Origin of the sequence: Citrobacter sp. R4, assembly GCF_026719175.1 — a bacterium.
Taxonomy (GTDB): domain Bacteria; phylum Pseudomonadota; class Gammaproteobacteria; order Enterobacterales; family Enterobacteriaceae; genus Citrobacter_A; species Citrobacter_A sedlakii.
Genome location: NZ_JAPPSU010000013.1, coordinates 100,005 through 126,485 on the forward strand (window position 1 = coordinate 100,005; position 26,481 = coordinate 126,485).

20 protein-coding genes and 1 riboswitch are annotated in these 26,481 nt (G+C 55.3%); of the genes, 13 read left to right on the forward strand and 7 right to left on the reverse strand.

Annotation, left to right across the window (positions count from 1 at the left end):
* Positions 1-11 precede the first annotated feature (11 nt).
* Positions 12-2,513 carry a phosphoenolpyruvate--protein phosphotransferase gene (gene ptsP / locus OOJ60_RS20905; protein ID WP_205613127.1) on the reverse strand — a complete coding sequence of 834 codons (2,502 nt, stop codon included), beginning with the start codon at positions 2,511-2,513 and terminating at the stop codon, positions 12-14.
* 308 nt (positions 2,514-2,821) lie between these two features.
* Between ptsP and OOJ60_RS20910 the strand changes: the two genes are divergently transcribed.
* Genes OOJ60_RS20910 through OOJ60_RS20930 form a run of 5 tightly spaced genes read left to right on the forward strand, consistent with a single transcriptional unit; the run spans position 2,822 to position 7,783 of the window.
* On the forward strand, positions 2,822-3,901 hold the full coding sequence (locus tag OOJ60_RS20910) for a PTS fructose transporter subunit EIIC (protein ID WP_205613128.1): 1,080 nt from the start codon (positions 2,822-2,824) through the stop codon (positions 3,899-3,901).
* Positions 3,902-3,915: 14 nt separating this feature from the next.
* Positions 3,916-4,236 carry a PTS fructose-like transporter subunit IIB gene (locus tag OOJ60_RS20915; protein ID WP_012907781.1) on the forward strand — a complete coding sequence of 107 codons (321 nt, stop codon included), beginning with the start codon at positions 3,916-3,918 and terminating at the stop codon, positions 4,234-4,236.
* 47 nt (positions 4,237-4,283) lie between these two features.
* Entirely contained in the window at positions 4,284-6,581 is a 2,298-nt protein-coding gene (locus OOJ60_RS20920) for a formate C-acetyltransferase (protein WP_205613129.1), read from the forward strand.
* Positions 6,547-7,425, forward strand: coding sequence for a [formate-C-acetyltransferase]-activating enzyme (locus OOJ60_RS20925; RefSeq protein ID WP_060571013.1), 879 nt, complete (start codon positions 6,547-6,549; stop codon positions 7,423-7,425). Before OOJ60_RS20920 ends, OOJ60_RS20925 begins: the two co-directional genes overlap by 35 nt.
* A 1-nt stretch (position 7,426) precedes the next feature.
* Complete coding sequence (locus OOJ60_RS20930; RefSeq protein ID WP_042292636.1) at positions 7,427-7,783, forward strand: PTS fructose-like transporter subunit IIB; 357 nt, start codon at positions 7,427-7,429, stop codon at positions 7,781-7,783.
* Here the strand turns inward: OOJ60_RS20930 and OOJ60_RS20935 are convergent.
* The 4 genes from OOJ60_RS20935 to argE all read right to left on the reverse strand — a co-directional run bounded on the left by OOJ60_RS20935 (position 7,770) and on the right by argE (position 14,850).
* The gene (locus tag OOJ60_RS20935; protein WP_181822213.1) at positions 7,770-8,621 is read right to left on the reverse strand and encodes a helix-turn-helix transcriptional regulator; all 852 of its coding nucleotides are present in this window, start codon (positions 8,619-8,621) and stop codon (positions 7,770-7,772) included. The genes OOJ60_RS20930 and OOJ60_RS20935 overlap by 14 nt on opposite strands.
* Before the next feature lie 145 nt (positions 8,622-8,766).
* Entirely contained in the window at positions 8,767-10,500 is a 1,734-nt protein-coding gene (locus tag OOJ60_RS20940; protein ID WP_200035863.1) for a phosphoethanolamine transferase CptA, read from the reverse strand.
* A gap of 211 nt (positions 10,501-10,711) precedes the next feature.
* Positions 10,712-13,363 (reverse strand): phosphoenolpyruvate carboxylase, encoded by a 2,652-nt coding sequence (ppc, locus tag OOJ60_RS20945; protein ID WP_205613130.1) that lies wholly within the window; start codon positions 13,361-13,363, stop codon positions 10,712-10,714.
* Positions 13,364-13,698: 335 nt separating this feature from the next.
* Entirely contained in the window at positions 13,699-14,850 is a 1,152-nt protein-coding gene (argE, locus tag OOJ60_RS20950; RefSeq protein WP_042292646.1) for an acetylornithine deacetylase, read from the reverse strand.
* An 88-nt stretch (positions 14,851-14,938) separates the two neighbouring features.
* Here argE and argC point away from each other — a divergent pair, with 88 nt between their 5' ends.
* From argC to oxyR, 4 genes are all read left to right on the forward strand, one after another.
* On the forward strand, positions 14,939-15,943 hold the full coding sequence (gene argC, locus OOJ60_RS20955) for an N-acetyl-gamma-glutamyl-phosphate reductase (protein WP_205613131.1): 1,005 nt from the start codon (positions 14,939-14,941) through the stop codon (positions 15,941-15,943).
* Between the two features lie 7 nt (positions 15,944-15,950).
* Positions 15,951-16,727: an acetylglutamate kinase gene (gene argB, locus OOJ60_RS20960; protein ID WP_120714924.1), complete on the forward strand. Its 777-nt coding sequence runs from the start codon at positions 15,951-15,953 to the stop codon at positions 16,725-16,727.
* Positions 16,728-16,804: 77 nt separating this feature from the next.
* Positions 16,805-18,178: an argininosuccinate lyase gene (gene argH, locus OOJ60_RS20965; protein ID WP_060571019.1), complete on the forward strand. Its 1,374-nt coding sequence runs from the start codon at positions 16,805-16,807 to the stop codon at positions 18,176-18,178.
* 278 nt (positions 18,179-18,456) lie between these two features.
* Positions 18,457-19,374, forward strand: coding sequence for a DNA-binding transcriptional regulator OxyR (gene oxyR / locus OOJ60_RS20970; RefSeq protein ID WP_042292657.1), 918 nt, complete (start codon positions 18,457-18,459; stop codon positions 19,372-19,374).
* On the opposite strand, the gene sthA is transcribed toward oxyR, so the two are convergent.
* Entirely contained in the window at positions 19,357-20,757 is a 1,401-nt protein-coding gene (gene sthA / locus OOJ60_RS20975; protein ID WP_042292659.1) for a Si-specific NAD(P)(+) transhydrogenase, read from the reverse strand. The two genes, oxyR and sthA, sit on opposite strands and share 18 nt — an antisense overlap.
* Positions 20,758-20,955: 198 nt before the next feature.
* Between sthA and fabR the strand changes: the two genes are divergently transcribed.
* Together fabR and OOJ60_RS20985 are read left to right on the forward strand one after the other, a co-directional pair.
* Complete coding sequence (gene fabR, locus OOJ60_RS20980; RefSeq protein WP_205613132.1) at positions 20,956-21,606, forward strand: HTH-type transcriptional repressor FabR; 651 nt, start codon at positions 20,956-20,958, stop codon at positions 21,604-21,606.
* A complete protein-coding gene (locus OOJ60_RS20985) occupies positions 21,606-21,968 on the forward strand; it encodes a YijD family membrane protein (protein ID WP_060571021.1) in 363 nt (120 codons plus the stop codon). The genes fabR and OOJ60_RS20985 overlap by 1 nt, the downstream gene beginning before the upstream one ends.
* A gap of 41 nt (positions 21,969-22,009) precedes the next feature.
* Here the strand turns inward: OOJ60_RS20985 and trmA are convergent, their stop codons facing one another.
* Complete coding sequence (gene trmA, locus OOJ60_RS20990) at positions 22,010-23,110, reverse strand: tRNA (uridine(54)-C5)-methyltransferase TrmA (protein ID WP_205613133.1); 1,101 nt, start codon at positions 23,108-23,110, stop codon at positions 22,010-22,012.
* Between the two features lie 114 nt (positions 23,111-23,224).
* A riboswitch (cobalamin riboswitch) is annotated at positions 23,225-23,418 on the forward strand.
* Positions 23,419-23,484: 66 nt separating this feature from the next.
* Here trmA and btuB point away from each other — a divergent pair.
* On the forward strand, positions 23,485-25,323 hold the full coding sequence (gene btuB, locus OOJ60_RS20995; protein WP_205613134.1) for a TonB-dependent vitamin B12 receptor BtuB: 1,839 nt from the start codon (positions 23,485-23,487) through the stop codon (positions 25,321-25,323).
* Positions 25,268-26,119 (forward strand): glutamate racemase, encoded by an 852-nt coding sequence (gene murI / locus OOJ60_RS21000; protein WP_042292674.1) that lies wholly within the window; start codon positions 25,268-25,270, stop codon positions 26,117-26,119. Before btuB ends, murI begins: the two co-directional genes overlap by 56 nt.
* The last annotated feature ends 362 nt before the right edge of the window (positions 26,120-26,481 follow it).

The following is a 26,481-nucleotide window of genomic DNA, read 5'->3' on the forward strand; positions in this document are numbered from 1 at the left end:
TTTCCTTCCTCTCAGAGTTCAAGTTCATGTTGCAGCAGACTGGCGATGGCGTCGGCGGACGCGGCGTTCACCAGCGCGTTACGAAATTCTTCATGCATAATCCGGCGGGCCAGGCGCGAGAAAATGCGCATATGCTGATCGCCAGCGGCGTGTTTGTTGAGTGTGAGCATGATGATGAACTGCGCATCGTCGTCTCCCCAACGCACCGGCGCGTTGAGGCGCGCCACGCTGATGGTCGATTGCTCAATGTGTTCAGACTTGCTGTGTGGAATGGCGAAGCTAAAGCCCAAACCGGTGGAGAATACTGCTTCGCGTGCCCAGAGATCGGCTTCCAGTTTGCGTGGATAGCGGCAACGGCCCGCCAGCAGTAAGTTGTCGGTCATTCCTTTGATCACCTCCTCTTTACTGCGCCAGTCGCTGTCAAGCCGAATGCACTCGGCGGTGACCAGCGGGGCGTCCTGCTGGCTCATGCGGAACTGCGCCAGCAAATGTTCCACTTCCAGCGACGTACGGCAGGCCATCGCCTGATTCAGCAACTGGCGACAGGCACGGCTGTCCAGTTGCGCCATCCGCGCTTTAGCGGCGGGGATTGACGGTGCGCTCATGCTGATTTCATCCAGGCCTAACCCCACGAGCAGCGGCAGTACGGAGCCTTTGGCGCCCAGTTCGCCACACAGGCCAATCCATTTTCCCTGGCGATGCACCGCCTGCACCGCGTAGTCCAGCGCGCGTAAAAAGGCCGGATTCAGGCTGTTGTAGTGGCGGGTGACTTTGGCGTTATCGCGATCGACGGCCAGCAGATATTGCGTCAGGTCGTTGCTGCCGATGCTGAAGAAATCAATTTCTTCGCAGCACTGGTCGATAATGAACATTACCGACGGCACTTCCAGCATAATGCCAAGAGGGATTTTCTCATCGAACGGAATGTGTTCATTGCGTAACTGCTGTTTGGCTTCCGCCAGTTTCTCTTTGACCCACAGGATCTCCTCCATGGAGGAGATCATCGGAATCATGATCTTTAGACTGCCGTGGGCGGATGCGCGCAGAATCGATCGCAGTTGGGTGGTAAACAGCGCGGCGTATTCTTCGTAGATGCGTACAGCGCGATAGCCGAGGAACGGGTTGGCTTCGGCAGGAATGTTCAGGTAGTCCACCGGCTTATCGCCGCCGATGTCCATTGTGCGCACGATAATGCTGCGTCCCCGCGCGGACTCCAGCGCCTGGCAAAAAATATTGTATAACTCGTTTTCGTCCGGCGCGCTGGCGCGATCCATATACAGCATTTCCGTGCGGAACAGACCGACCGCTTCCGCACCGTTACTGAATGCCGCCTGGGCTTCAACGGCGTGGGCGATGTTAGCGGCGACTTCCATCCGGATGCCGTCAGCGGTGCGCGCTTCCTGCGTCAGCCAGATGCGCTGCTGTTCACGCAGCGTCTCCTGTACCCGGGCTTCTTGTTGATAATAGCGCTCGATGGCTTCGCTCGGCGACACCACTACCGCGCCTGCGTTTCCGTCGATATACACTTTCTGATGCCGCCACGGTGTTAAGGCCTCTGTCTCTACGCCCACCAGCGTCGGGATATTGAACGAGCGGGCGAGAATGACCGTGTGCGACGTGGTGCCGCCGCTTTTTAACAACAACCCTTTCAGGTACGTTTTATCCAGCTCCAGAAACTGGCTTGGCGTCAGTTCGTCCGCCATACACACGGCTGGCTGGGTCAGTTGGCCCGGCGGCGGAAAACGTGTTTCGCCGTAAATATGCTGTAACAGCTGGAAGCAGACGTCACGGACATCCAGCGCGCGTTCCTGCAGATAACTGCTGCTGGAACGGGCGAATTCGTCGCAGAAATGGTTCGCACTTTCGACAATCGCCTGCGCGCAGCTTAAGCCGCGCGAAACGCCAGCCAGCAGATGCTGACGCAGGGATGCGTCGCTTGCCAGTGAACGGTGGGCTTCCAGAATCGCGCTGGTAGGACCGTCACTGTCCAGCAAACGGAACGCAATGTTTTTCGTTAACAACGTCAGACCGCGATCCAGCGCTGACTGTTCCTGCTCCACGTCTTTCGCTGCTGGAAGTTCGCCGAGCGCGTTAAGATCCAGCGAAGAGAGAGGGGTCAGCACGCCACCCGCGCTACCGTTGCAGACGGGGCGGGCGCGGAATGACTGCGGGTTAAGGTGAGTCAGCGAGGCCGGAAGCGCGTCTAATTCACTGTTATTAACCTCTGCGAGCGGCGCATCGCAATGCGGAAATTCATCGCGTAGCCACTGATTCAGTCGCTGGTGGGCATTGGCTTCATCTGCGCCGGTAATCAGCAACTGGCAACGGTCGCCTGCCAGCGTGTCGGTGCCGATCAGCGACAGCGCGCTTTTGGCGTTACCTTTTCGGCCAGTGCGCAGATTGTGCCATTCAATCTGAGACGTAAAGGTATTGCACAGCGTTTCCACGTGGCTTGCCGGGCGCGCATGGACGCCATTGGGCAGTTCACAGGTAAATTCCACAATCAGGGCCATTGCCTCTCTCCCATAACGGATTTCTGCTTACAGGATAAAAGGGCTGGGTTGAGCTCTGCCATGTGACAAATCTGCCAAAAACTGGATAAATGTAATGTAAGGTGAAAAGTGCGAGTCGCCTCACAACTCGTCGCGTTAGCTGTCATCTGTCGAAGAGTAGAAGTTATGAGGCGGATCGCATTTTTGTACTGATATTACAAAAATCCAGTAAATGGCCTTTTTATCCACTGTCTGCGTCGCTGCGGATTGCCTATTGTTTGCCACAACAACGTTATGGATATGGGCTTTCACTGGCCCGGGAGCGACGTATGAAAGAGTTGGTGCAGATCCTGAAAAATACCCGTCAGCATCTGATGACGGGGGTGTCGCATATGATCCCCTTTGTTGTCGCGGGCGGCATCTTGCTGGCGGTCTCCGTCATGCTGTATGGCAAAGGTGCGGTGCCGGATGCCGCAACTGACCCGAATCTGAAGAAACTGTTCGACATCGGCGTCGCCGGGCTGACGCTGATGGTGCCTTTCCTCGCCGCGTATATAGGTTATTCCATAGCTGAACGTTCCGCGCTGGCGCCCTGCGCGATTGGCGCCTGGGTGGGCAACAGCTTTGGCGCCGGGTTTTTTGGTGCGCTGATTGCCGGGATTATCGGCGGTATCGTGGTGCATTACCTGAAAAAAATCCCGGTGCATAAGGTGCTGCGTTCGGTCATGCCGATCTTCGTTATCCCTATCGTCGGCACCTTTATCACCGCGGGTATCATGATGTGGGGGCTGGGTGAGCCGGTGGGTGCGCTGACCAGCAGCCTGACGCAATGGTTACAAGGGATGCAGCAAGGCAGCATCGTCATGTTAGCGGTCATTATGGGGCTGATGCTGGCCTTTGATATGGGCGGTCCGGTGAACAAAGTGGCCTATGCCTTCATGCTCATCTGCGTAGCGCAGGGGGTCTATACCGTCGTGGCGATTGCCGCCGTCGCAATCTGCGTACCGCCGCTGGGCTTAGGGCTGGCGACGCTGCTGGGGCGTAAAAACTTCTCTTCTGAAGAACGCGAAGCCGGAAAAGCGGCGCTGGTGATGGGCTGTGTGGGCGTCACCGAAGGGGCGATACCGTTTGCCGCCGCTGACCCGCTGCGCGTGATCCCCTCCATCATGCTCGGTTCTGCCTGCGGCGCGGTTACCGCCGCGCTGTTCGGCGCGCAGTGCTACGCCGGTTGGGGCGGGTTAATCGTGTTGCCGGTGGTAGAAGGAAAACTGGGGTATATCGCTGCGGTTGTGGTTGGCGCGCTCGTTACTGCGCTCTGCGTGAACGTACTGAAAAGCCTGGCGCGGAAGAATGTCTCTCAGGTCGATGAAAAAGAAGACGATCTCGATTTAGATTTTGAAATGAATTAAGTGAGGAATAAACCATGACGAAAATTATTGCCGTGACCGCATGCCCTTCTGGCGTTGCGCATACCTATATGGCAGCCGAAGCGCTGGAAAGCGCGGCGAAAGCCAAGGGTTGGGAAGTGAAAGTGGAGACCCAGGGTTCGATTGGCCTGGAAAATGAACTGACGCCAGACGACGTGGCGAGCGCGGATATGGTGATTCTGACCAAAGATATCGGCATTAAGTTTGAAGAGCGTTTTGCCGGGAAGACCATCGTGCGCGTCAACATCAGCGATGCGGTTAAACGTGCCGACGCCATCATGAATAAGATTGACGCGCATCTGGCGCAAACCGCGTAACCGTTTTGGATTTAAGAGCCTGATGGTCAGACTTCAGGGAGTTCCTTATGACAGACCGTATCCAACGCCTGAAAAGCGCGCTGTTCCAGAACAACCGGGAAATCTCGCTGGAACGTGCGCTGCTTTACACCGCCAGCCACCAGCAAACCGAAGGCGAGCCGGTTATTCTGCGCCGTGCTAAAGCGACAGCGTATATTCTTGAACATGTTGCCATTTCGATTCGTGATGAAGAATTGATTGCCGGAAACCGTACCGTTAAACCGCGCGCAGGCATTATGTCTCCGGAAATGGATCCGTACTGGTTGCTCAAGGAACTCGATCAGTTTCCGACGCGACCGCAGGACCGTTTTGATATCAGCGATGAGGACAAACGCCTTTATCGCGAAACGCTGTACCCGTACTGGGAGAAGCGTTCGATGAAGGACTTCATCAACGGTCAGATGACTGATGAGGTCAAAGCCGCCGTCAGCACGCAGATTTTTAGCGTCAACCAGACGGATAAAGGGCAGGGGCACATTATCATTGATTATCCGCGCTTGCTGAATAACGGGCTGGGTGAACTGGTGGCGCAAATGCGCGCGCACTGTCAGCGGGCGCCGGATAATCACTTTTATCAGGCCGCGCTGTTGCTGCTGGAGGCGTCGCAGCGTCATATTCTGCGCTATGCCGCGCTGGCGGAGGAGATGGCAGAAAGTTGCGCAGACGAGACGCGTCGTCAGGAATTACACACCATCGCGGCAAATTCGCGGCATAACGCCGCGCATAAACCACAGACCTTCTGGCAGGCGTGTCAGTTGTTCTGGTACATGAACATCATTTTGCAATATGAGTCTAACGCCAGTTCGCTGTCGCTTGGGCGTTTCGACCAGTATATGCTGCCGTTTTATCAGGCATCGCTGACGCAGGGAGACGATCCTGCGTTTCTGAAAGAGTTGCTCGAGTCCCTGTGGGTAAAGTGCAACGACATCGTGTTATTGCGCTCGACCAGCAGCGCCCGCTATTTCGCCGGTTTCCCAACGGGTTACACTGCGTTGCTTGGCGGATTAACCGAAAACGGACGCAGCGCGGTAAACATCCTCTCTTTCCTGTGTCTTGATGCCTACCAGAGCGTTCAATTGCCGCAGCCAAACCTCGGCGTGCGCACCAATGCGTTAATCGATACGCCATTCCTGATGAAAACGGCGGAGACCATTCGTCTCGGCACCGGCATTCCACAAATCTTCAATGATGAAGTGGTGGTACCGGCATTTCTGAATCGCGGCGTGTCGCTGGAAGATGCGCGAGATTATGCCGTGGTAGGCTGCGTGGAGTTGTCGATACCGGGACGAACCTATGGTCTGCATGACATCGCCATGTTTAACCTGCTGAAAGTTATGGAAATCAGCCTGTTTGAAAACGAAGGCAATAACGAACTCAGCTATGAAAGCCTGCTGGCGCATATTCGCGCTAAAATCAGCCACTACATCACTCTGATGGTGGAAGGCAGCAATATTTGCGATATCGGCCATCGTGACTGGGCGCCGGTGCCGCTGCTTTCATCGTTTATTAGCGACTGCCTGGAGAAGGGCCGCGATATTACCGACGGCGGTGCGCGCTATAACTTCTCGGGCGTTCAGGGAATTGGCATCGCCAACCTGAGCGACTCTTTGCATGCCCTGAACGGGCTGGTGTTTGAGCAGCAGCGCCTGAGTTTCGATGAACTGCTCGCAGTGCTGAAAGCCAATTTTGAGACGCCGGAAGGGGAAAAAATCCGCGCCCGGCTGATCAACCGCTTCGAAAAATACGGTAACGACATTGATGATGTCGATAACATTAGCGCTGAACTGTTGCGTCATTACTGCAAAGAAGTCGAAAAATATCAGAACCCGCGCGGCGGCCAGTTTACGCCTGGCTCTTATACCGTTTCCGCGCATGTGCCGCTGGGCGCGGTAGTTGGAGCGACGCCAGACGGTCGCTTCGCCGGTGAACAATTGGCGGACGGGGGGCTGTCGCCCATGCTTGGGCAGGATATGCAAGGGCCGACGGCGGTGCTGAAATCAGTCAGTAAACTCGACAACACGCTGCTCTCTAACGGCACGCTGCTGAACGTGAAGTTTACGCCAGCGACCCTCGAAGGCGAAGCGGGCCTGCGCAAGCTGGCCGATTTCCTGCGTGCATTTACCCAATTGAAGCTGCAGCATATCCAGTTTAACGTCGTGAACGCCGAAACGCTGCGCGAAGCGCAACAACGTCCTCAGGATTTTGCTGGTCTGGTGGTTCGCGTGGCGGGCTACAGCGCCTTCTTTGTTGAGCTGTCGAAGGAGATCCAGGCTGACATCATTCGGCGCACCGCGCATCAGTTGTGAGGTGCTGGATCCGCGTCGCGAAGACGTTGCGCGCATCTTCAATATTCAGCGTTACTCGCTGAATGACGGACAGGGGATACGCACGGTAGTCTTTTTTAAAGGCTGCCCACATACCTGTCCGTGGTGCGCCAATCCTGAATCCATTTCGCCGCGTATCGAAACCGTGCGGCGGGAAAGCAAATGCCTGCATTGCGCGCCGTGTCTGCGGGATGCTGACGAGTGTCCTTCCGGGGCGTTTGAGCGAATTGGGCGTGATATCACGCTGGATGAGCTGGAGGGTGAAGTTATGAAAGACGACATTTTCTTTCGCACGTCCGGTGGCGGCGTGACCCTCTCCGGCGGCGAGGTCTTGATGCAGGCTCCCTTCGCAACCCGCTTCCTGCACCGCCTGCGGCGCTGGGGCGTGCGCTGCGCGATTGAAACCGCGGGTGATGCGCCTGCCAGTCGTCTTCTGCCGCTGGCGAAAGCCTGCGATGAGGTGCTCTTTGATTTAAAAATCATGTCGCCGGAGCAGGCGCGCGATATCGTAAACATGAACCAGCCGCGGGTGCTGGCGAATCTGCGACTGTTGGTAGCGGAAGGTGTTCATGTCATTCCGCGTCTGCCGCTGATCCCGGGTTATACCCTCACGCCCGGGAATATGCAGCACGCGCTGAGCCTGCTGTTATCGCTTGGTATAAAACACGTTCACCTGTTACCGTTTCATTTGTACGGTGAACCGAAATATCGCCTGCTCGGGCAGGCGTGGGCGATGAAAGATATTCCGGCCCCGACGGCAGAAACCGTGGCGATTTACCGCGCCATGGCCGAGAGAGCTGGTTTTGAGGTGACCACAGGAGGTTAATATGTCCAGCTCAACGGGACGCTATCTGGTTGCGGTGACCGCGTGCGTCAGCGGCGTGGCGCATACTTACATGGCGGCAGAACGTCTGGAGAAGCTCTGTCAGCAGGAAAAGTGGAGCATTAAAATTGAAACGCAGGGCGCGCTGGGGATAGAAAACCGATTAACGGAAGAGGATATCAGCCGGGCCGACGCCGTTCTGTTGATTACCGACATCGAGCTGGCTGGCGCGGAGCGTTTTATTCATAGCCGCTACGTGCAGTCGGGGATCAGCGCTTTTTTGCGCGAACCGCAGCGGGTAATCAGCGTGGTACGTAAACTGCTTTCCGCCCCGCAGCAAACCCATTTTATTCTGAACTAGCCTGCTTTTCCGTCAATTGACTGTGGTACTGGCGACGGTACTCAGACGGCGAGCGTTCCGTATTTTTACGAAACAGGCGGCAAAAGTAATTGCTGTCCACAAATCCACAGGTGTGAGCCACCTCTTTTACTTTCAGATCGTAGCCCTTCAGTAACGTTTTCGCGTGTTCCAGCCGTGTGTGATTAAGGTATTCGTTAAAGCCGACAGCGCCTGTTTTTTGAAACAGGTGCGAGAGATAGTTAGGCGAAATATAAAACGCCTGGGCCACTGACTCACGGGTGAGCGGCGAGGCGTAATGCTCGTCGATATAATCGCGAATGGCTTCAAACAGCGCCTGGCTCCGGGATGAGGTCTGAATCTGGCTGCCGAGCAGGTCGCGGCAGTGGCTAAGCAGGCTGGCGACAATTAACCGCGCGGTTTGCTGCTCCTGCGGCTGCATCTGCATTTCATTAAGCGTTTGTAGCAGGAAAGAGCCGATGCGTGGGCCGCGTCGCGCAACGTGCTGCTTCGTCAGGTTCTGAAAGGTTGTTCCGTCCCATTGCACAACGCTGAAGCCTAGCTGCTGTTTGCCAAACAGAATACTGAGCGTCGTTGTCGGCGCCTGCCAGCGTGGGAGGTTCCAGCCGCCCGCCGGAACGTAGAGCGCGTCGCAGTCTGTCAGCGTATCGCCAACGCTGGCGTCGGTCAGTTCGCCTTCCAGTACGATCTCCAGCCGAGGAAAATCCACCTGATAGGCCAGTTCCGGTGAAGGCGCGCTGGTACCAGCAAAGTAAATCTGGCGCAGCGGAGCGGGGCCATTAATCAGGCGGGAAAGAAGATGGCTGACGTCTTGAAACATGTTGATCCCTTGCAGAGCGCAGACAGGGAAACAGTATCGTTGAAAACCGATGGTCTCAAGTGATTATTGCCGGATGCGCGTCGTTTGCCCGGCCTACATTTGTAGACCGGGTAAGGGGGCCGCCGCCATTCGGCACTGCCGTGGGTTACTGATTGCCGGGGCGATCGCCATACGGCAGGGTGTCGTAATCAATCAACGCTTTTTTCTTGTACGGATTGCCAATCCAGCGCGTGATCTCTTTAAACTGCGGGTTGACGACAGAGCGAGTAGGATCGAAACCGTCGTAGCTTAAACCCGCTAAGTCCGACCAGGTGTGGATCAGTTCAGAACTGCTGTACTTCCTGTCTACGTCCTGCGAGAAGTCGCGCGGATGCGCCGCCTGCCACTTTTCCGACGTCCACAGCAGGAACGGTACGGTATACATATGGCGCGTCGGATTGTCTTCGTTACGTCCCTGCGTTTTGTGCGGCGGCGTGTCGTACACTTCTTCACCGTGATCGGAAAAATAGAGCAGGAAGCCGTTCGGGTCGGTCGCTTTATAATCGCGGATCAGACTCGCCACCACCTTGTCGTTGTACAGGTTGGCGTTGTCGTAATCGTTGTACGACTCCAGCTCCTCTTCGCTCAGACCTGGCGGGACGTGGTCGGTATTTCCATCAAATTTCCCCTCGTTTTCGGGATAGCGGAATTTGTACTTAATGTGTGTTCCCAGCAAATGGACGATGATGAATTTTTTCGGCGCCGGGTCGGCCATGACTTCTTTAAACGGCGCAAGCACATTGGTGTCATATTCACGCGCGCTCTGCGTGCGCTGCTGGTTCATATAGAACTGCTTATCAGTCTGTTTAGAGAACACCGTCAGCATGGTATTACGCGCGGTCATCGTCTGCTGATTAGTGATCCAGAAGGTCTTATATCCCGCCTGTTTCATCATGTTCATCAGCGACGGTTTGGTCAGATACAGGTCCGGATGCTTCTCATTAGCGAAGGTCAGCGCCTGCTGAAGAATCTCAATCGTGTAGGGGCGCGAGGTCACCACGTTATTGAAGACGGTCAGATTCGGGTCAGTCTTACGAAGCGCGTCCAGTTGCGGCGTGGTTTCTCGCGGATAGCCGTACAGGCTCATGCGACCACGTTGAGTGGATTCGCCAATGACCAGTACCAGCGTGCGCGGCGCGTCGCCGCTGCTGTCTTTGAAATTCGCCAGCGGCGGCAGAGCGTGGTTTTCACTGAGCAAGTTATTCAGCGAAGAAAGCTGGCGCTGATACTGATAATAGCCCGAGATAAACTGCCACGGCGCGGCGGGCTCCATGCGTGACGCCAGGCTGTCCAGCGTCTTCTCAAACGGCTTGTGCTTGATAAACGTATTCACCGCCATCGGATGCAGGATCAGCCCGTAAAGCAGGGCAAATGACACCAGATAGCGCCACGGCGAAGGAATAACAACCGGGCGCAGACGCGTCCACAGGAAGATCGCGACCGCCGTATAGGCCAGTGCGATAAGCACAAGTTTCAGACTGAAATACTGTGCCAGATACTCGCTGGCTTCATTGGCGTTGCTTTCAAACATGACGAACAGGACGCTTTGCGAGAACTCCTGGCCGTAAATGACGTAATAACTGAGCGCGGCCAGTGACGTTGCCCACAGGATAATGCCGATGACCGCCGCAATGACGCGGATGCGGTTCGGAAACAGGATCACCGGAATCAGCCACAGGGAACTGAACAGCAAAGAGTCCCGCAGCCCGTTGGTGCCGCTGTAGCCGCTGATAAAAATGGTTGCCTGAAGTAAAGTTGAAAAAAACCAAAAATAGAGAAGCGCCCAGCCCAGCGCTTTTCCGCTAAACGCAGAAGGAGACGGGAGTTTTGTGGAATGCATGTGAATAGCCTGTCTTTAAACGTGATGCAAAACGTAACGACAAAACCTTAAGAAATTCTGAAGCGCTCCCCCGCCCGAAGGGGGAAGGGAGCGCCTGAAAATTCTTACGGTGGAAAAAACAGACAGGAATATATTTAAAACGAAGTATTTATGACAGTTATATTTCAGATCACCCTCGCGCCATCGCACGAGGGTGACGAGAGAAGGAACGTTAGCCGGTGTTACGCATACCAGCCGCCACCCCAGCGATGGTCACCATCAGCGCCTGCTCAACGCGCGGATCCGGCTCTTTACCCTGTTCTTCCGTCAGACGCGAGCGGTGCAGTAACTCTGCCTGCAGGACGTTTAGCGGGTCGGTGTAGATATTACGCAACTGGATAGATTCGGCAATCCACGGCAGATCGGCCATCAGATGTGAATCGTTCGCGATATCCAGCACCACCTTGATGTCTTCTTGCAGCAGGTCACGCAGCTCTTTACCCAGCGGCCACAGTTCTTTCGACACCAGACGCTGATCGTAATATTCCGCCAGCCACAAATCCGCTTTTGCGAACACCATTTCCAGCATGCCGAGACGGGTGGAGAAGAACGGCCAGTCGCGGCACATGGCTTCCAGTTCGCTTTGCTTACCATCTTCAACCACTTTTTGCAGCGCGGTACCGGCGCCCAGCCAGGCGGGCAGCATCAGACGGTTTTGTGTCCAGGCAAAGATCCACGGAATGGCGCGCAGTGATTCCACGCCGCCGGTCGGACGGCGTTTCGCCGGACGTGAACCGAGCGGCAGTTTGCCCAGTTCCTGTTCCGGCGTTGCAGAGCGGAAGTAAGGCACGAAGTCTTTATTTTCACGCACATAGCCCCGGTACAGATCGCAGGAGATCACCGACAGCTCGTCCATGATATGACGCCAGCCGTCTTTCGGTTCCGGCGGCGGCAGCAGATTCGCTTCCAGGATGGCGCTGGTATACAGCGACAGGCTGCTGACGGTCACTTCCGGCAAACCGTATTTAAAGCGGATCATTTCGCCCTGTTCGGTCACGCGCAGACCGCCTTTCAGGCTGCCTGGCGGCTGCGACAGCAATGCGGCGTGAGCTGGCGCGCCGCCGCGACCAATCGAGCCGCCGCGACCGTGGAACAGCGTCAGTTCGATACCCGCTTTCTCGCAGGTTTTGATGAGCGCATCCTGTGCCTGATACTGTGCCCAGGACGCCGCCATGACTCCGGCGTCTTTCGCCGAGTCGGAATAGCCGATCATCACCATCTGCTTGCCCTGGATCAAACCGCGATACCAGTCGATGTTCAGCAGTTGGGTCATGACATCGTCGGCGTTGTTCAGGTCGTCGAGGGTTTCAAACAGCGGGGCAACCGGCATGGCGAAACCAATGCCCGCTTCTTTCAGCAGCAGGTGTACCGCCAGCACGTCAGACGGCGTTTTCGCCATGGAAATCACGTAGGCGGCAATAGACCCTTTCGGCGCTTCAGCGATGACTTTACAGGTGTCGAGCACTTCACGGGTGTCGTTGCTTGGCTCCCAGTGATGCGGCAGCAATGGACGCTTGGAATTCAGTTCGCGGATCAGGAACGCCTGTTTGTCCGCTTCTGACCAGCTTTCATAGTCGCCGATGCCGAGATAGCGGGTTAGTTCACCCAGCGCTTCGGTGTGGCGAGTGCTTTCCTGACGGATATCAATACGCACCAGCGGTACGCCGAAACATTTCACGCGGCGCAGGGTATCGAGCAGTTCGCCGTTGGCGATAATCCCCATACCGCAAGCCTGTAAGGACTGATAGCAGGCGTAAAGCGGTTCCCAAAGCTGTTCGTTTTGCGTCAGCAAACCCGCCGGTTTCGGTAGCTTTTCGCCTTTCAGGCGTGCCTCCAGCCAGGCCTGTGTCGCCATCAGGCGGGCGCGCAGATTTTTCATCAGATAGCGATAAGGCTCCGAGGCGCCTTCTTCACCCACCATCGCTAACAGTTCCGGCGTGGCGTCAACCATCGACAATTCTGAGACCAGAACCTGAATATCTTTCAGGAACAGGTCGGTGGCCTTCCAGCGGCTCAGTAGCAGGACATGGCGGGTAATGTTGGCGGTAACATTCGGGTTACCGTCACGGTCGCCGCCCATCCACGAGGTGAATCGCACGGGCACGAAATCAACCGGCAACTGGTAGCCCAGATTCTCTTCAAGCTGTTCGTTTAGCTCGCGCAGGTAGTTAGGAACACCCTGCCAGAGACTGTTCTCCACCACCGCGAAGCCCCATTTTGCTTCGTCTACCGGGCTGGGGCGCAGCTTACGAATTTCATCGGTATGCCAGGACTGGGCGATCAGTTGGCGTAGACGGCGCATCAGCTGGTGACGTTCGTAATCGACGATGTCCTTGTTGTCGAGCTGTTTTAAGCAGGCGTTAACTTCCACCATTTTGTGGATCAGCGTGCGGCGGGTAATTTCCGTCGGGTGGGCGGTTAGCACCAGTTCAAGCGACAGGGATTCCACCGCTTTTTTGATGGTCGCTTCGTTAAGATCCGGCTGATTTTTGAGTTTACGCAGGGTGCGGGCAATCACTTCCGGGTTGCTGGCGGCTTCGCCTTTCGGCGAAATGCTGTGGTATTGCTCGGCGGTATTGGCCAGATTGAGGAATTGGCTGAACGCGCGGGCAACGGGCAGCAGCTCATCGTTCGACAAATTCTGTAACGTGGTGAGCAACTCCTGGCGGTTTGCCTCATTGCCAGCGCGTGAAGATTTAGACAGCTTACGGATTGTTTCTACGCGATCAAGAATGTTCTCTCCCAGCGCATCCTTGATGGTTTCTCCCAGCACTTTGCCGAGCATACTGACATTACTACGCAACGCGGAATATTGTTCGTTCATATTAACCCAGACACCCCATCTCTGTTGTAATTGTCCTGCGCTTTTCGCGTTGTAGCGGCGCTCGACACTCGAGGTTACCGGCTTATGTCAGTCCCCTGGATGTGCTTGTTTGCCGCCTTGCTACACCACGAAATATGTTGGACATTGTTCTTCGTCGTCTTTTATAAAGCCACGTAAAACCCCTGTCGTCAATTGCTGCGAAATCGGTTCAGCAAACCGATAAATCGCGGCCAATTTACGAAAGTTAATTCCTCGTGGATCAAATAAGCATTACTTATGAAAATGTAAAATAAACGCCGCGATTAACTCAAAAGTGTTAACGCGGCGATGAACATTTAATGCCAGCAAAAGTGATGCACGACCTGAGTGATTAATTCCCGGGTCGGTTTAATAAAACGCGTCTCCAGATATTCATCCGGCTGATGGGCCTGATTAATAGAACCCGGACCGAGGACCAGCGTCGGACACAGTGTTTGAATAAATGGCGCTTCGGTGCAGTAGTTCACCACGTCGGTTTTTTCGCCGAGCAGTTTTTCCACCACTTCAACCAACTGGTGATCCGGGGGACATTCGTAGCCCGGAATAGGCGGATGCAGTTCCGCCACCGTCAGGCGACCCGGCCAACGTTCACTCACCGGAGCCAGCGCTTCGTTCAGTAGGCCGTCAAGATCGCTCAGCGTCATGCCCGGCAAGGGACGGATATCCATGTGCAGCTCACAGCAGGCGCAGATGCGGTTCGAGGCGTCGCCGCCGTGCAGGCTGCCGAGGTTCAGTGTCGGATACGGTACGGTGAACGCGTCATAGTGGTAGCGTTCTTTTAGCGAGTCGCGCAGTTGTATGATGCGGCCTATCGCGTCATGCATCAGCTCAATGGCGTTCACGCCGCGCGCCGGATCGCTGGAGTGACCGGACTGACCGAGCACCCGCACCGCCGTGGAGATATGGCCCTTATGGGCACGAATCGGTTGCAGTGACGTTGGCTCGCCGATGATGGCGCAGTCCGGGCGAATCGATGTATTTTCAGAAAAATAGCGCGCGCCCGCCATACTGGTTTCTTCATCGGCAGTCGCCAGAATGTACAGCGGTTTTTTCAGCGTCGTCACGTCGACGTCACGCAGGGCGTCGAGAATAAACGCGAAGAAGCCCTTCATGTCCGCGGTTCCCAGACCGTAGAGCTTGTTGTCGTGCTCGGTGAGCGTGAAGGGGTCGCGCGTCCAGCGCCCGTCGTCAAACGGCACGGTGTCGGTGTGGCCCGTTAGCAGCAGACCGCCCGCGCCCTGTCCGGCGCTGGCGAGCAGATTGAATTTGTTTCGGGTTCCCGGAACCGGTTGAACCTCCACCTTAAAGCCAAGATCGCTGAACCACCCCGCCAGCAGATTGATTAAAGTCGCGTTGCTCTGGTCCAGCGCTTCTTCGGTGGCGCTGATGGACGGCGTGGCAATCAGGGCGCGGTAAATCTCGATAAATGGCGGTAAGTTCATTTTCATTGTTGACACACCTTAGGTCGTGATAGTATCAATATTCATGCAATAAATATGAATAAAAATACATTAACGTTGAGCATAAAGGAACCCGATGTTGAATACGCTGATTGTAGGCGCTAGCGGTTATGCGGGCGCAGAGCTTGTAAGCTACGTAAATCGCCACCCTCATATGACCATAACCGCTTTGACCGTCTCAGCGCAAAGCAATGATGCAGGAAAGTTAATTTCCGATTTGCATCCGTGGCTTAAAGGCATTGTCGATCTGCCTTTGCAGCCGATGTCCGACATCAGCGCGTTTACCGACGGTGTGGACGTGGTGTTTTTAGCCACCGCCCACGAAGTCAGCCATGACCTGGCGCCGCAGTTTCTTGCCGCCGGTTGCGTGGTCTTCGACCTTTCCGGCGCGTTTCGGGTGAATGACGCCGGGTTCTATGAAAAATATTATGGCTTTACCCATCAACACCCTGAGCTGCTGGCAACCGCTGTTTATGGTCTGGCGGAATGGAACGCGGAAGCGTTAAAAGAAGCGAACCTGATTGCCGTGCCGGGCTGCTACCCGACGGCGGCGCAACTGTCGTTGAAGCCGTTGATCGATGGCGAACTACTGGATCTGACGCAATGGCCGGTGATCAATGCTACCAGCGGCGTGAGTGGCGCAGGGCGTAAAGCGGCCCTTTCTAACAGTTTCTGCGAAGTGAGCTTACAGCCGTACGGGGTGTTTACCCATCGTCACCAGCCGGAAATCGCCACCCATTTGGGGGCAGACGTGATCTTCACGCCGCATCTGGGCAACTTCCCTCGCGGGATCCTTGAAACCATCACCTGCCGCCTGAAGCCGGGCGTGACGCAGGCGCACGTTGCCCAGACCTTGCAGCAGGCGTATCGCGATAAGCCCCTGGTGCGCCTGTATGACAAAGGCGTCCCGGCGCTGAAAAATGTGGTTGGTTTACCATTCTGTGATATCGGTTTTGCCGTACAGGACGAGCATTTGATCCTGGTGGCCACCGAAGATAACTTGTTGAAAGGTGCGGCTGCACAGGCAGTGCAGTGTGCCAATATTCGTTTCGGCTTCGCTGAAGCGCAGTCTCTTATTTAAGGGTGCAATGATGAATCCATTAATTATCAAGCTGGGCGGTGTATTACTGGATAGCGAAGAGGCGCTGGAGCGTCTGTTTACCGCGCTGGTTAACTATCGCGAATCACATCAACGCCCGCTGGTGATTGTTCACGGCGGCGGCTGTGTGGTCGACGAACTGATGAAAGGACTGAACCTGCCGGTCAAAAAGAAAAACGGCCTGCGCGTGACGCCTGCCGACCAGATTGACATCATTACCGGCGCGCTGGCGGGCACGGCGAACAAAACCCTGCTGGCGTGGGCGAAGAAGCATCATATCGCTGCCGTCGGGCTTTATCTGGGTGATGGCGACAGCGTCAACGTCACTCAACTGGATGAAGAATTAGGTCATGTTGGCCTGGCGCAGCCGGGATCGCCGGCGTTGATCAACACCCTGTTGGCGGGCGGTTTTCTGCCGGTAGTGAGTTCGATTGGCGTGACGGAAGACGGACAACTGATGAATGTTAACGCCGACCAGGCAGCGACCGCGCTGGCGGCAACGCTGGGAGCGGATCTGATCCTGCTCTCGGATGTGAGCGGTATTCTGGATGGTAAAGGCCAGCGTATTGCCGAAATGACCGCCGCGAAAGCGGAACAACTGATAGATCAGGGCATTATCACCGACGGCATGATCGTTAAAGTGAACGCCGCGCTGGATGCGGCCCGTACGCTCGGCCGCCCGGTGGATATCGCCTCCTGGCGTCATGCGGAGCAACTCCCGGCGCTGTTTAACGGTACGCCGATTGGAACGCGTATTCTGGCGTAATCGATTTACGGTTTTGTAGGCCCGGTAAGCGCAGCGTCGCCGGGCAATGACATTCAAAGATATTAAGGAAGCATGGTATGGCACTTTGGGGTGGGCGTTTTACTCAGGCAGCAGATCAGCGGTTTAAACAGTTCAACGACTCGTTGCGCTTCGACTACCGCCTGGCGGAGCAGGATATTGTGGGTTCTGTCGCCTGGTCCAAAGCGCTGGTCACCGTCGGCGTGTTAACCGCTGACGAGCAGCGTCAGCTTGAAGACGCGCTGACCATTTTGCTGGAAGACGTTCGCGCGAACCCGCAGCAGATCCTGGAAAGCGACGCGGAAGATATCCACAGTTGGGTAGAAGGTAAACTGATCGACAAAGTGGGGCAGTTAGGTAAAAAGCTGCACACCGGACGCAGCCGTAACGATCAGGTCGCCACGGATTTGAAATTGTGGTGTAAAGACACCGTGAGCGAACTGCTCACCGCCAACCGCCAGCTGCAGCGCGCGTTGGTGGAGACGGCAGACCATAATCAGGATGCTGTTATGCCGGGTTACACCCACCTGCAGCGCGCGCAGCCGGTGACGTTTGCTCACTGGTGCCTGGCGTATGTCGAGATGTTGGCGCGGGACGAAAGCCGTCTGCAGGATGCCCTGAAACGTCTGGACGTCAGCCCGCTGGGCTGCGGCGCGCTGGCCGGGACAGCCTATGAGATCGATCGGGAACAGCTGGCAGGCTGGCTGGGCTTTGCCTCGGCGACGCGTAATAGCCTGGACAGCGTGTCCGACCGTGACCACGTGCTGGAGCTGCTGTCCAACGCCTCCATCGGTATGGTGCATCTTTCACGGTTCGCGGAGGATCTGATTTTCTTTAACACCGGCGAGGCCGGCTTCGTTGAGTTGTCCGATCGCGTGACGTCCGGCTCTTCCCTGATGCCGCAGAAGAAAAACCCGGACGCGCTGGAGCTGATCCGCGGTAAATGCGGCCGCGTGCAGGGGGCGCTGACGGGCATGATGATGACGCTGAAAGGCCTGCCGCTGGCGTATAACAAAGACATGCAGGAAGACAAAGAGGGCCTGTTTGACGCGCTCGACACCTGGCTGGACTGCCTGCATATGGCGGCGCTGGTGCTGGATGGCATTCAGGTGAAACGTCCGCGCTGCCAGGACGCGGCGCAGCAGGGGTATGCTAACGCCACTGAGCTGGCGGATTACCTGGTGGCGAAAGGCGTTCCGTTCCGTGAAGCGCACCATATCGTGGGTGAAACAGTGGTTGAGGCGATTCGTCAGGGGAAACCGCTGGAGGATCTGCCGTTGGCGGAGCTGCAGAAATTCAGCAGCGCGATTGGCGACGATGTCTATCCTGTCCTGTCGTTACAGTCATGCCTGGATAAACGTGCGGCGAAGGGCGGCGTTTCTCCGCAGCAGGTGGCGCAGGCCATTAGCTACGCGAAGGCGCGTCTGGCGTAAGGGATCATGTGCCGGATTTATCCGGCAACACGTTTAAGCCTGGCCTTGCGCCGGGCTTTTTTACGCAAAAAAAATGCGGACCACGGGGTCCGCAAAAGTTCACGTTGGCTTTAGTTATTCGGGTTGAGAGAAACTCTCAGAACGGGCAGTGGCTTCAAGGGTTAAACGATACCGCTCCGTTTCTGTGATGTATTATTAATCAGAAAGCTTGATAGGGATAATCGTTCGTTGCTATGCTACCTATCGCCATGAACTATCGTGGCGATGGAGGATGAATAATGAATATTCGCGATCTTGAATATCTGGTGGCATTAGCCGAACACCGCCACTTCCGGCGGGCGGCTGATTCCTGTCATGTCAGTCAGCCAACGCTGAGCGGGCAGATCCGCAAGCTGGAAGATGAGCTGGGCGTGATGCTGCTGGAGCGGACGAGTCGTAAAGTGCTGTTTACGCAGGCAGGTTTGCTACTGGTGGACCAGGCGCGCACCGTGCTGCGTGAGGTCAAAGTGCTCAAGGAGATGGCAAGCCAGCAGGGTGAAACCATGTCGGGCCCCCTGCACATTGGTTTGATCCCAACCGTGGGTCCTTACCTGTTGCCGCATATTATTCCGATGCTGCACCAGACGTTCCCGAAGCTGGAAATGTATCTACATGAAGCGCAAACCCATCAACTGCTGGCGCAACTGGACAGCGGCAAGCTGGACTGCGTGATCCTGGCGCTGGTGAAAGAGAGTGAAGCGTTTATTGAAGTGCCGCTGTTCGACGAGCCGATGCTGCTGGCCATTTACGAAGATCACCCGTGGGCGAACCGTGACTGCGTACCGATGTCAGATCTGGCGGGTGAGAAACTGCTGATGCTGGAAGATGGCCACTGTCTGCGCGATCAGGCGATGGGCTTCTGCTTTGAAGCGGGCGCCGACGAAGATACCCATTTCCGCGCGACCAGCCTGGAAACGTTGCGTAATATGGTGGCGGCAGGCAGCGGGATTACCTTATTGCCTGCACTGGCGGTACCGCAAGAGCGCAAGCGCGACGGCGTTGTCTATTTGCCATGTATTAAGCCGGAGCCGCGTCGTACGGTGGGACTGGTGTACCGCCCGGGATCCCCGCTGCGCAGTCGCTATGAGCAACTGGCAGAGGCCATCCGCGGCGCGATGGATGGCCATTTTGACAACGCGTTAAAAAAGGCGGTTTAAGCCGTTTAACGCCGCTACCCGATAGGCTTCCGCCATTGTCGGGTAGTTAAAGGTGGTGTTAACGAAGTATTCAATCGTGTTACCGCCACCTTTTTGCTCCATAATCGCCTGGCCGATGTGAATAATCTCGGCTGCGCGCTCGCCAAAGCAGTGGATCCCCAGAATTTCTTTTGTTTCCCGATGAAACAGAATCTTCAGCGTGCCGACGTTCATGCCGACGATTTGCGCGCGCGCCAGATGTTTAAACTGGGCGCGACCCACCTCGTAAGGCACCTTCATCGACGTCAACTGCTGCTCGGTTTTCCCTACGGAGCTGATTTCGGGAATGGTGTAAATGCCGGTGGGGATATCTTCGATCAGATGCGCGGTCGCTTCTCCCTTCACCAGCGCCTGGGCGGCGATGCGTCCCTGATCGTAAGCCGCGGAGGCCAGACTTGGATAACCAATCACATCGCCTACCGCATAGACGTGCGGCAGCGCGGTCTGGTACATGCTGTTGACCTTAAGTTGTCCCCGGCTGTCCGTTTCGAGGCCAATATTCTGTAGCGCCAGAGAGTCAGTGTTGCCGGTACGGCCATTGGCGTACAACAGGCAGTCAGCTTTCAGCTTCTTGCCGGACTTGAGGTGCATAATCACCCCGTCATCGCAGCCTTCGATCTTCTCGTATTCTTCATTGTGACGAATCACAACGCCGCTGTTCCAGAAATGGTAAGAGAGGGAGTCTGACATCTCCTGATCGAGAAAAGCCAGCAGGCGATCCCGGGTGTTGATCAGATCAACTTTGACGTCCATACCGCGGAAGATCGACGCATATTCGCAGCCAATCACCCCCGCGCCATAAATAATCACATGGCGAGGTTCATGGTGCAGATTGAGAATGGAGTCGCTGTCATAAATGCGCGGATGGGAGAAGTCGACGTCTGTTGGATGATACGGACGAGAACCGCAGGCGATAATGAATTTCTCTGCGGTCAGGGTTTCAACCGTGCCGTCATGACACTCCAGCGCCAGGGTGTGTTCATCCACAAAATGCGCGTTGCCCTGCAATATTTCGCAGTGGTTACGCTCGTAAAAACCCTGCCGCATACGCGTTTGCTGATTAATCACGTTATCGGCATGGTTGAGAATGTCGGCGAAAGAGGAACGAAGCAGGCGGGAGTGATCGCTATATAAGGGGTTCTGATTGAATTCAATGATACGGCTGACGGCGTGGCGGAGGGCTTTCGACGGGATGGTGCCCCAGTGGGTGCAACCGCCGCCAACGTTATGATAACGTTCGATAACCGCGACGCGGGCTCCTTGCTTAACCAGTCCCATTGCAGCGCCTTCGCCGCCGGGGCCTGAACCTATTACTATGGCATCGTAATCGTAGGAATGTGGCATGGTGTGGCTTACCTGTTCTTATACATAAAAGCAACAGAATAGTAACATCATTGCGTTGATAACCCAATTATCGTTGTGCTCTTTTGCGAAGCCGGAGCACAAACCGCGCGTAAACAATCATTCACAAAGCTGAACAAACAGATTAACTTTGAACTCTGGTATAGTGCCAGACAAGGCATATGGAAGGATTCAGACATCGTGATGGGCGTTAGAGCGCAACAAAAAGAAAAAACCCGGCGTTCGCTGGTAGAGGCCGCATTCAGTCAATTGAGCGCGGAGCGTAGCTTCGCCAGCCTCAGCTTGCGCGAGGTTGCGCGTGAAGCAGGTATCGCGCCCACATCGTTTTATCGCCATTTCCGTGATGTGGATGAACTTGGGCTGACCATGGTCGATGAAAGCGGGCTGATGCTGCGACAGCTCATGCGGCAGGCGCGTCAGCGCATCGCCAAGGGCGGGAGTGTGATCCGCACCTCGGTCTCCACATTTATGGAGTTCATCGGTAACAACCCTAACGCCTTCCGTTTATTATTGCGTGAACGCTCCGGCACTTCCGCCGCATTTCGTGCCGCCGTTGCGCGAGAAATTCAGCATTTTATCGCGGAACTTGCGGACTATCTGGAACTCGAAAACCATATGCCTCGCGCGTTTACTGAAGCGCAAGCCGAAGCCATGGTGACGATCGTCTTCAGTGCGGGCGCCGAGGCGCTGGATGTGGGCGCTGAACAACGCCGACAATTAGAAGAGCGGCTGGTATTGCAACTGCGCATGATTGCGAAAGGAGCGTATTACTGGTATCGCCGTGAACAAGAGAAGATGACCCTCATTTCGGGTAACGTGAAGGAAGAGTAATGAAACAGTCAGTTCAGGATAAAGGTACGCTGCTGCTGGCGCTGATCGCCGGTTTGTCGATCAATGGCACGTTCGCGGCGCTGTTTAGCGCCATCGTGCCGTTTTCTGTTTTCCCGATTATTTCTCTGGTGCTGACGGTGTATTGCCTGCACCAGCGCTATCAAAATCGCACCATGCCTGTGGGGTTGCCGGGTCTGGCTGCGGCCTGTTTTATTCTTGGCGTGCTGCTGTACAGTACCGTCGTGCGCGCGGAGTATCCGGATATCGGCTCCAATTTCTTCCCGGCGGTGCTGTCAGTGATTCTGGTATTCTGGATCGGCGTGAAAATGCGTAACCGCAAGCAGGACATCGCGGAAGAGTAACAGGCCGGATGGGGGCATTATTGCTTTATCCGGCGTCTGTTTTACCTGGCGGTGAGTAACACGCCGCACTCCATATGGTGCGTATAGGGGAACTGGTCGAACAACGCCAGACGTTCAACTTTGTGCGTCTGGCTTAACGTTTCCAGATTTTTGCACAGCGTCTCCGGGTTACAGGAGATGTATAAAATACGCGGATACGCCTGCACCATTTTTTCGGTTTCGCTGTCCAGCCCGCTGCGCGGTGGATCGACAAAGATGGTTTCGCACTGATAGCTCTTCAGATCGATACCCTTCAAACGAGTAAACTCGCGAACGCCGTTCATCGCCTGGGTAAATTCCTCTGCCGCCATGCGGATAATCTGCACATTCTCGATCTGGTTCGCCGCAATGTTGAATTGCGCCGCGGCGACGGACGGTTTAGCGATCTCGGTCGCCAGCACGCGCTCAAAGTTACGCGCCAGCGCTAAGGAAAAGTTACCGTTACCGCAGTACAGTTCCAGCAAATCGCCTTTCGAACCTGTCGTGACATCCAGCGCCCATTCCAGCATCTGAATATTCATCGCTGCGTTTGGCTGGGTGAAACTGTTTTCAACCTGACGGTAGATCATCTCTTTGCCCGCCACCAGCAGACGCTCGTCAATGTAATCCTGATCCAGCGCGATTTTGGTTTTGGTCGCCCGGCCAATCAGATGCACGTTCAGATTTTGCGCGCGCAGGGCGTCACGCAGCGCTTCCGCTTCCTGTCGCCACGCATCGTCCAGCTTTTTATGGTACAGCAGCGACACCACTGCCTGATTGCTCATGGTGGTGAGATAGTCAATCTGGAACAGCTTATGGCGCAGGGTAGGATTCGTGCGCACGCCGTCGATCATCGCGGTCATCAACTGGTTGATCAGTTCGCTTGCCGCCGGAAAGCTGTCTACGCGAATCCGGCTTTTGGTCTGTTGATCGAAGATGATGTGATACAAATCATCGCCATCGTGCCAGATGCGGAATTCAGCACGCATACGATAGTGACTGACCGGGGAGCGGAACACTTCCGGAACCAGGCCAGAAAAAGGCGCCATCATACTCTGCAAGCGCACCACTTTTTCGGCGAGCTGCGCGTCATACTGTTCTGTCGGAAGGTGTTCGGGGGTCATGATGCATCCTGAAAAATAAAAGTACGCGGGGATTGTAGGGATTGCTCAACAGATGTCCAGACATTGATGACTTCTCATATTTAACAATCGGTCTGGACAGTATGTTGTTACAGACTGTAGCATCCGTGTGCCGGTCCTGTGAGTTAAAAGGGAATCCAGTGTGAATCTGGAGCTGACGCGCAGCGGTAAGGAAAGGTGAAATGAGAGCGTAAGCAGACACTGCCTGTGGGTGGGAAGTCTTCATTTCTGTTATCCGGATAAAGGATTACCTTCCAAGCCCGAAGACCTGCCGGCTGACGTCGCAACTGGTCTTCATCATCGCGTACTATCGGTGGGACCTGCGGCATCCTTCTTCTATTTATGGATGCTTTATAATGATTAAAAACATATCGCTGCTGACGGCGCTCTCCGTCACGGCCTTTTCTGGTTGGGCACAGGATGCCACGCCTGATACGCTCGTCGTCACGGCAAATCGTTTTCAACAACCCGTCAACACTGTCCTGGCCCCTACGGATATCGTCACTCGTGAAGATATCGACCGCTGGCAGTCCCGCACCGTTCTGGATGTTATGCGCCGTCTGCCGGGCGTGGACGTCGCGCAGAACGGCGGTATGGGACAGAGTTCCTCCCTGTTTGTACGCGGCACTGAAGCGAAACATGTGCTGGTATTGGTGGACGGTATTCCGGTGGCGCGTCCGGGAATTACCAATAACTCCGATATCGATCAAATTCCGGTCTCGCTGGTTCAGCGCATTGAATATATTCGGGGACCGCGCTCGGCGATATATGGCTCAGGGGCGATTGGCGGTGTGGTAAATATCATCACCATGGCGGGTGATGAGCGCGCGCAAATTAACGCGGGCGTCGGTTCGAACAGTTACCAACAGTATGACGGCACATGGCGTCAGCGTTTCGGTGATACGGTGTTGACGGCAGCGGGTGCTTACCAGTCCACCAAAGGCTTCGACGTGCAGCCGCGCTCCAGCTATAGCGGCGACGGCGATCGCGACGGTTACCGTAACAAACTGTTCTGGGGCGGCGTCGAACATAAATTTAACGATAATTTTGATGGCTACTTCCGCGGCTACGGCTATGCCAGCAATGCCGATTATGACCAGGGCAACTGGGGATACGACGGCGGAAACGATGAGCATCAGAATTACACCCAGTCATGGGATACCGGGCTGCGTTTCAATTCCGGGATCTACTCGTCACAACTGGTGGCCAACTACCAGCGCATTAAGGACTACAACTACAGCAGTCAGACCGGGCGCTACGCTACGGGATACACCCTGGATGATATGGAACAGCGCTATATCCAGTGGGGAAATAACGTGATCGTCGGTCATGGCGCGGTCAGCGCGGGGGTTGACTGGAAGCAGGAAAAACTGATGTCCTTTGGCGCTTCCGGAACCGACAACTACAAGCGCGATAACACCGGGCTTTATCTGACCGGGCAGCAGCAGATCGACAGCGTGACCCTGGAAGCGTCGGGTCGTGAAGATCATGACGATCAGTTTGGCTGGCACGGCACCTGGCAAACGGCAGCCGGCTGGCAGTTTATCGACAATTATAAAGTGACGCTTTCCTACGGTACGGGTTTCCTCGCGCCTTCGCTTGGTCAGCAGTTTGGCGCTGAGCGCTTTGGTATCGCGTCCAACCCGAATCTGAAACCGGAAGAGTCTAAACAGTGGGAAGCCGGATTAGAGGGGGTGACCGGACCGCTGGACTGGCGTTTGTCGACCTATCATTACAAAATCCAGAACCTGATCGATTACAACAATAACACCTACTTCAACGTGAAGTCCGCGACCATTAAAGGCCTGGAGTGGACAGGTAATATCACGACGGGGCCGGTCGATCATCGCTTAACGTTACAATATGTTGACCCGCGCGATGATGAAACCGATCAGCGGCTCTACCGGCGTGCAAAACAGCAGGTGAAGTATGAGCTGAGTGGCGAGGTGTATGACCTGGGATGGGATGTGACGTACCAATACATTGGCGAGCGCTATGATTATGATTACGATAATTCCCGTAAGATAAAAATGGGCGGGCTGAGCGTGTGGGATATCGGACTTTCATATCCTGTCACCTCACACCTCACAGTTCGTGGTAAAATAGCCAACCTGTTCGATAAAGATTACGAGACAGTTTATGGCTACCAAACTGCAGGACGGGAATACACCTTGTCTGGCAGCTACACCTTCTGATCCACGCCCCACCGTGCTGGTTTTTGATTCCGGTGTCGGTGGGTTGTCGGTCTATGACGAGATTCGGCGCCTCCTGCCGGATCTCCACTATATATACGCTTTCGATAACGTCGCTTTTCCTTATGGAGAGAAAAGCGAAGAGTTTATTGTTGAGCGCGTCGTCGAGATAGTGACCGCCGTTCAGCAGCGCTATCCCCTTTCTCTGGCGGTGATTGCCTGCAATACGGCCAGTACCGTCTCGCTTCCCGCGCTGCGTGAAAAATTTGCTTTTCCCGTGGTGGGGGTCGTTCCGGCCATTAAACCGGCGGCGCGTTTAACGGCCAATGGCATTGTGGGGCTGCTGGCGACGCGCGGTACCGTAAAACGGCCCTATACCCATGAGCTGATCGCGCGTTTTGCTAATGAATGCCAGATCGCGATGCTGGGTTCTGCTGAGCTGGTGGAACTGGCTGAAGCGAAACTGCACGGTGAGCCTGTTCCGCTGGAGGAACTGCAGCGGATCCTGCGTCCCTGGCTGCGTATGCCAGAGCCTCCCGACACGGTAGTGCTCGGCTGCACACACTTCCCATTACTAAAAGAAGAACTCCTGCGCGTTTTGCCGGAAGGGACGCGGCTGGTGGACTCCGGTGCGGCGATTGCACGGCGCACTGCCTGGCTACTGGAGCATGAAGCGCCGGATGCGAAATCGACGGACGCGAATGTTGCTTATTGCATGGCGCTGACAGCAGAGACTGAACAACTTTTACCCGTTTTACAGCGTTATGGCTTTGAGTCGCTTGAAAAACTGTCGGTTTAACGCCAATTTGGGTAAATATCAGGCAGTCGAAAAATTATTTTAAATTTCCTCTTGTCAGCCTGAAATAACTCCCTATAATGCGCCACCACTGACACGGAACAACGGCACGCAAGCCGCCGGGTCAGCGGGGTTCAGAGATGAACGCCGACAGAGAAAAGCGAAAATAATCGCTTGACTCTGAATGAGGAAAACGTAATATACGTGACCTCGCGACAGAGCGCTGAAGCGCGTCGCAACTGCTCTTTAACAATTTATCAGACAATCTGTGTGGGCACTCAAAGTGACATGGATTCTTAACGTCGCAAGACGAAAAATGAATACCAAGTCTCTGAGTGAACACGTAATTCATTACGAAGTTTAAT

Excerpts from the sequence above, each read along its gene's own strand:
- ptsP (WP_205613127.1), bottom strand. The coding sequence starts at position 2,513 with ATGGCCCTGATTGTGGAATTTACCTGTGAACTGCCCAATGGCGTCCAT.
- OOJ60_RS20910 (WP_205613128.1), top strand. The coding sequence starts at position 2,822 with ATGAAAGAGTTGGTGCAGATCCTGAAAAATACCCGTCAGCATCTGATG.
- OOJ60_RS20915 (WP_012907781.1), top strand. The coding sequence starts at position 3,916 with ATGACGAAAATTATTGCCGTGACCGCATGCCCTTCTGGCGTTGCGCAT.
- OOJ60_RS20920 (WP_205613129.1), top strand. The coding sequence starts at position 4,284 with ATGACAGACCGTATCCAACGCCTGAAAAGCGCGCTGTTCCAGAACAAC.
- OOJ60_RS20930 (WP_042292636.1), top strand. The coding sequence starts at position 7,427 with ATGTCCAGCTCAACGGGACGCTATCTGGTTGCGGTGACCGCGTGCGTC.
- OOJ60_RS20935 (WP_181822213.1), bottom strand. The coding sequence starts at position 8,621 with ATGTTTCAAGACGTCAGCCATCTTCTTTCCCGCCTGATTAATGGCCCC.
- OOJ60_RS20940 (WP_200035863.1), bottom strand. The coding sequence starts at position 10,500 with ATGCATTCCACAAAACTCCCGTCTCCTTCTGCGTTTAGCGGAAAAGCG.
- ppc (WP_205613130.1), bottom strand. The coding sequence starts at position 13,363 with ATGAACGAACAATATTCCGCGTTGCGTAGTAATGTCAGTATGCTCGGC.
- argE (WP_042292646.1), bottom strand. The coding sequence starts at position 14,850 with ATGAAAATGAACTTACCGCCATTTATCGAGATTTACCGCGCCCTGATT.
- argC (WP_205613131.1), top strand. The coding sequence starts at position 14,939 with ATGTTGAATACGCTGATTGTAGGCGCTAGCGGTTATGCGGGCGCAGAG.
- argB (WP_120714924.1), top strand. The coding sequence starts at position 15,951 with ATGATGAATCCATTAATTATCAAGCTGGGCGGTGTATTACTGGATAGC.
- argH (WP_060571019.1), top strand. The coding sequence starts at position 16,805 with ATGGCACTTTGGGGTGGGCGTTTTACTCAGGCAGCAGATCAGCGGTTT.
- oxyR (WP_042292657.1), top strand. The coding sequence starts at position 18,457 with ATGAATATTCGCGATCTTGAATATCTGGTGGCATTAGCCGAACACCGC.
- sthA (WP_042292659.1), bottom strand. The coding sequence starts at position 20,757 with ATGCCACATTCCTACGATTACGATGCCATAGTAATAGGTTCAGGCCCC.
- OOJ60_RS20985 (WP_060571021.1), top strand. The coding sequence starts at position 21,606 with ATGAAACAGTCAGTTCAGGATAAAGGTACGCTGCTGCTGGCGCTGATC.
- trmA (WP_205613133.1), bottom strand. The coding sequence starts at position 23,110 with ATGACCCCCGAACACCTTCCGACAGAACAGTATGACGCGCAGCTCGCC.
- btuB (WP_205613134.1), top strand. The coding sequence starts at position 23,485 with ATGATTAAAAACATATCGCTGCTGACGGCGCTCTCCGTCACGGCCTTT.
- murI (WP_042292674.1), top strand. The coding sequence starts at position 25,268 with ATGGCTACCAAACTGCAGGACGGGAATACACCTTGTCTGGCAGCTACA.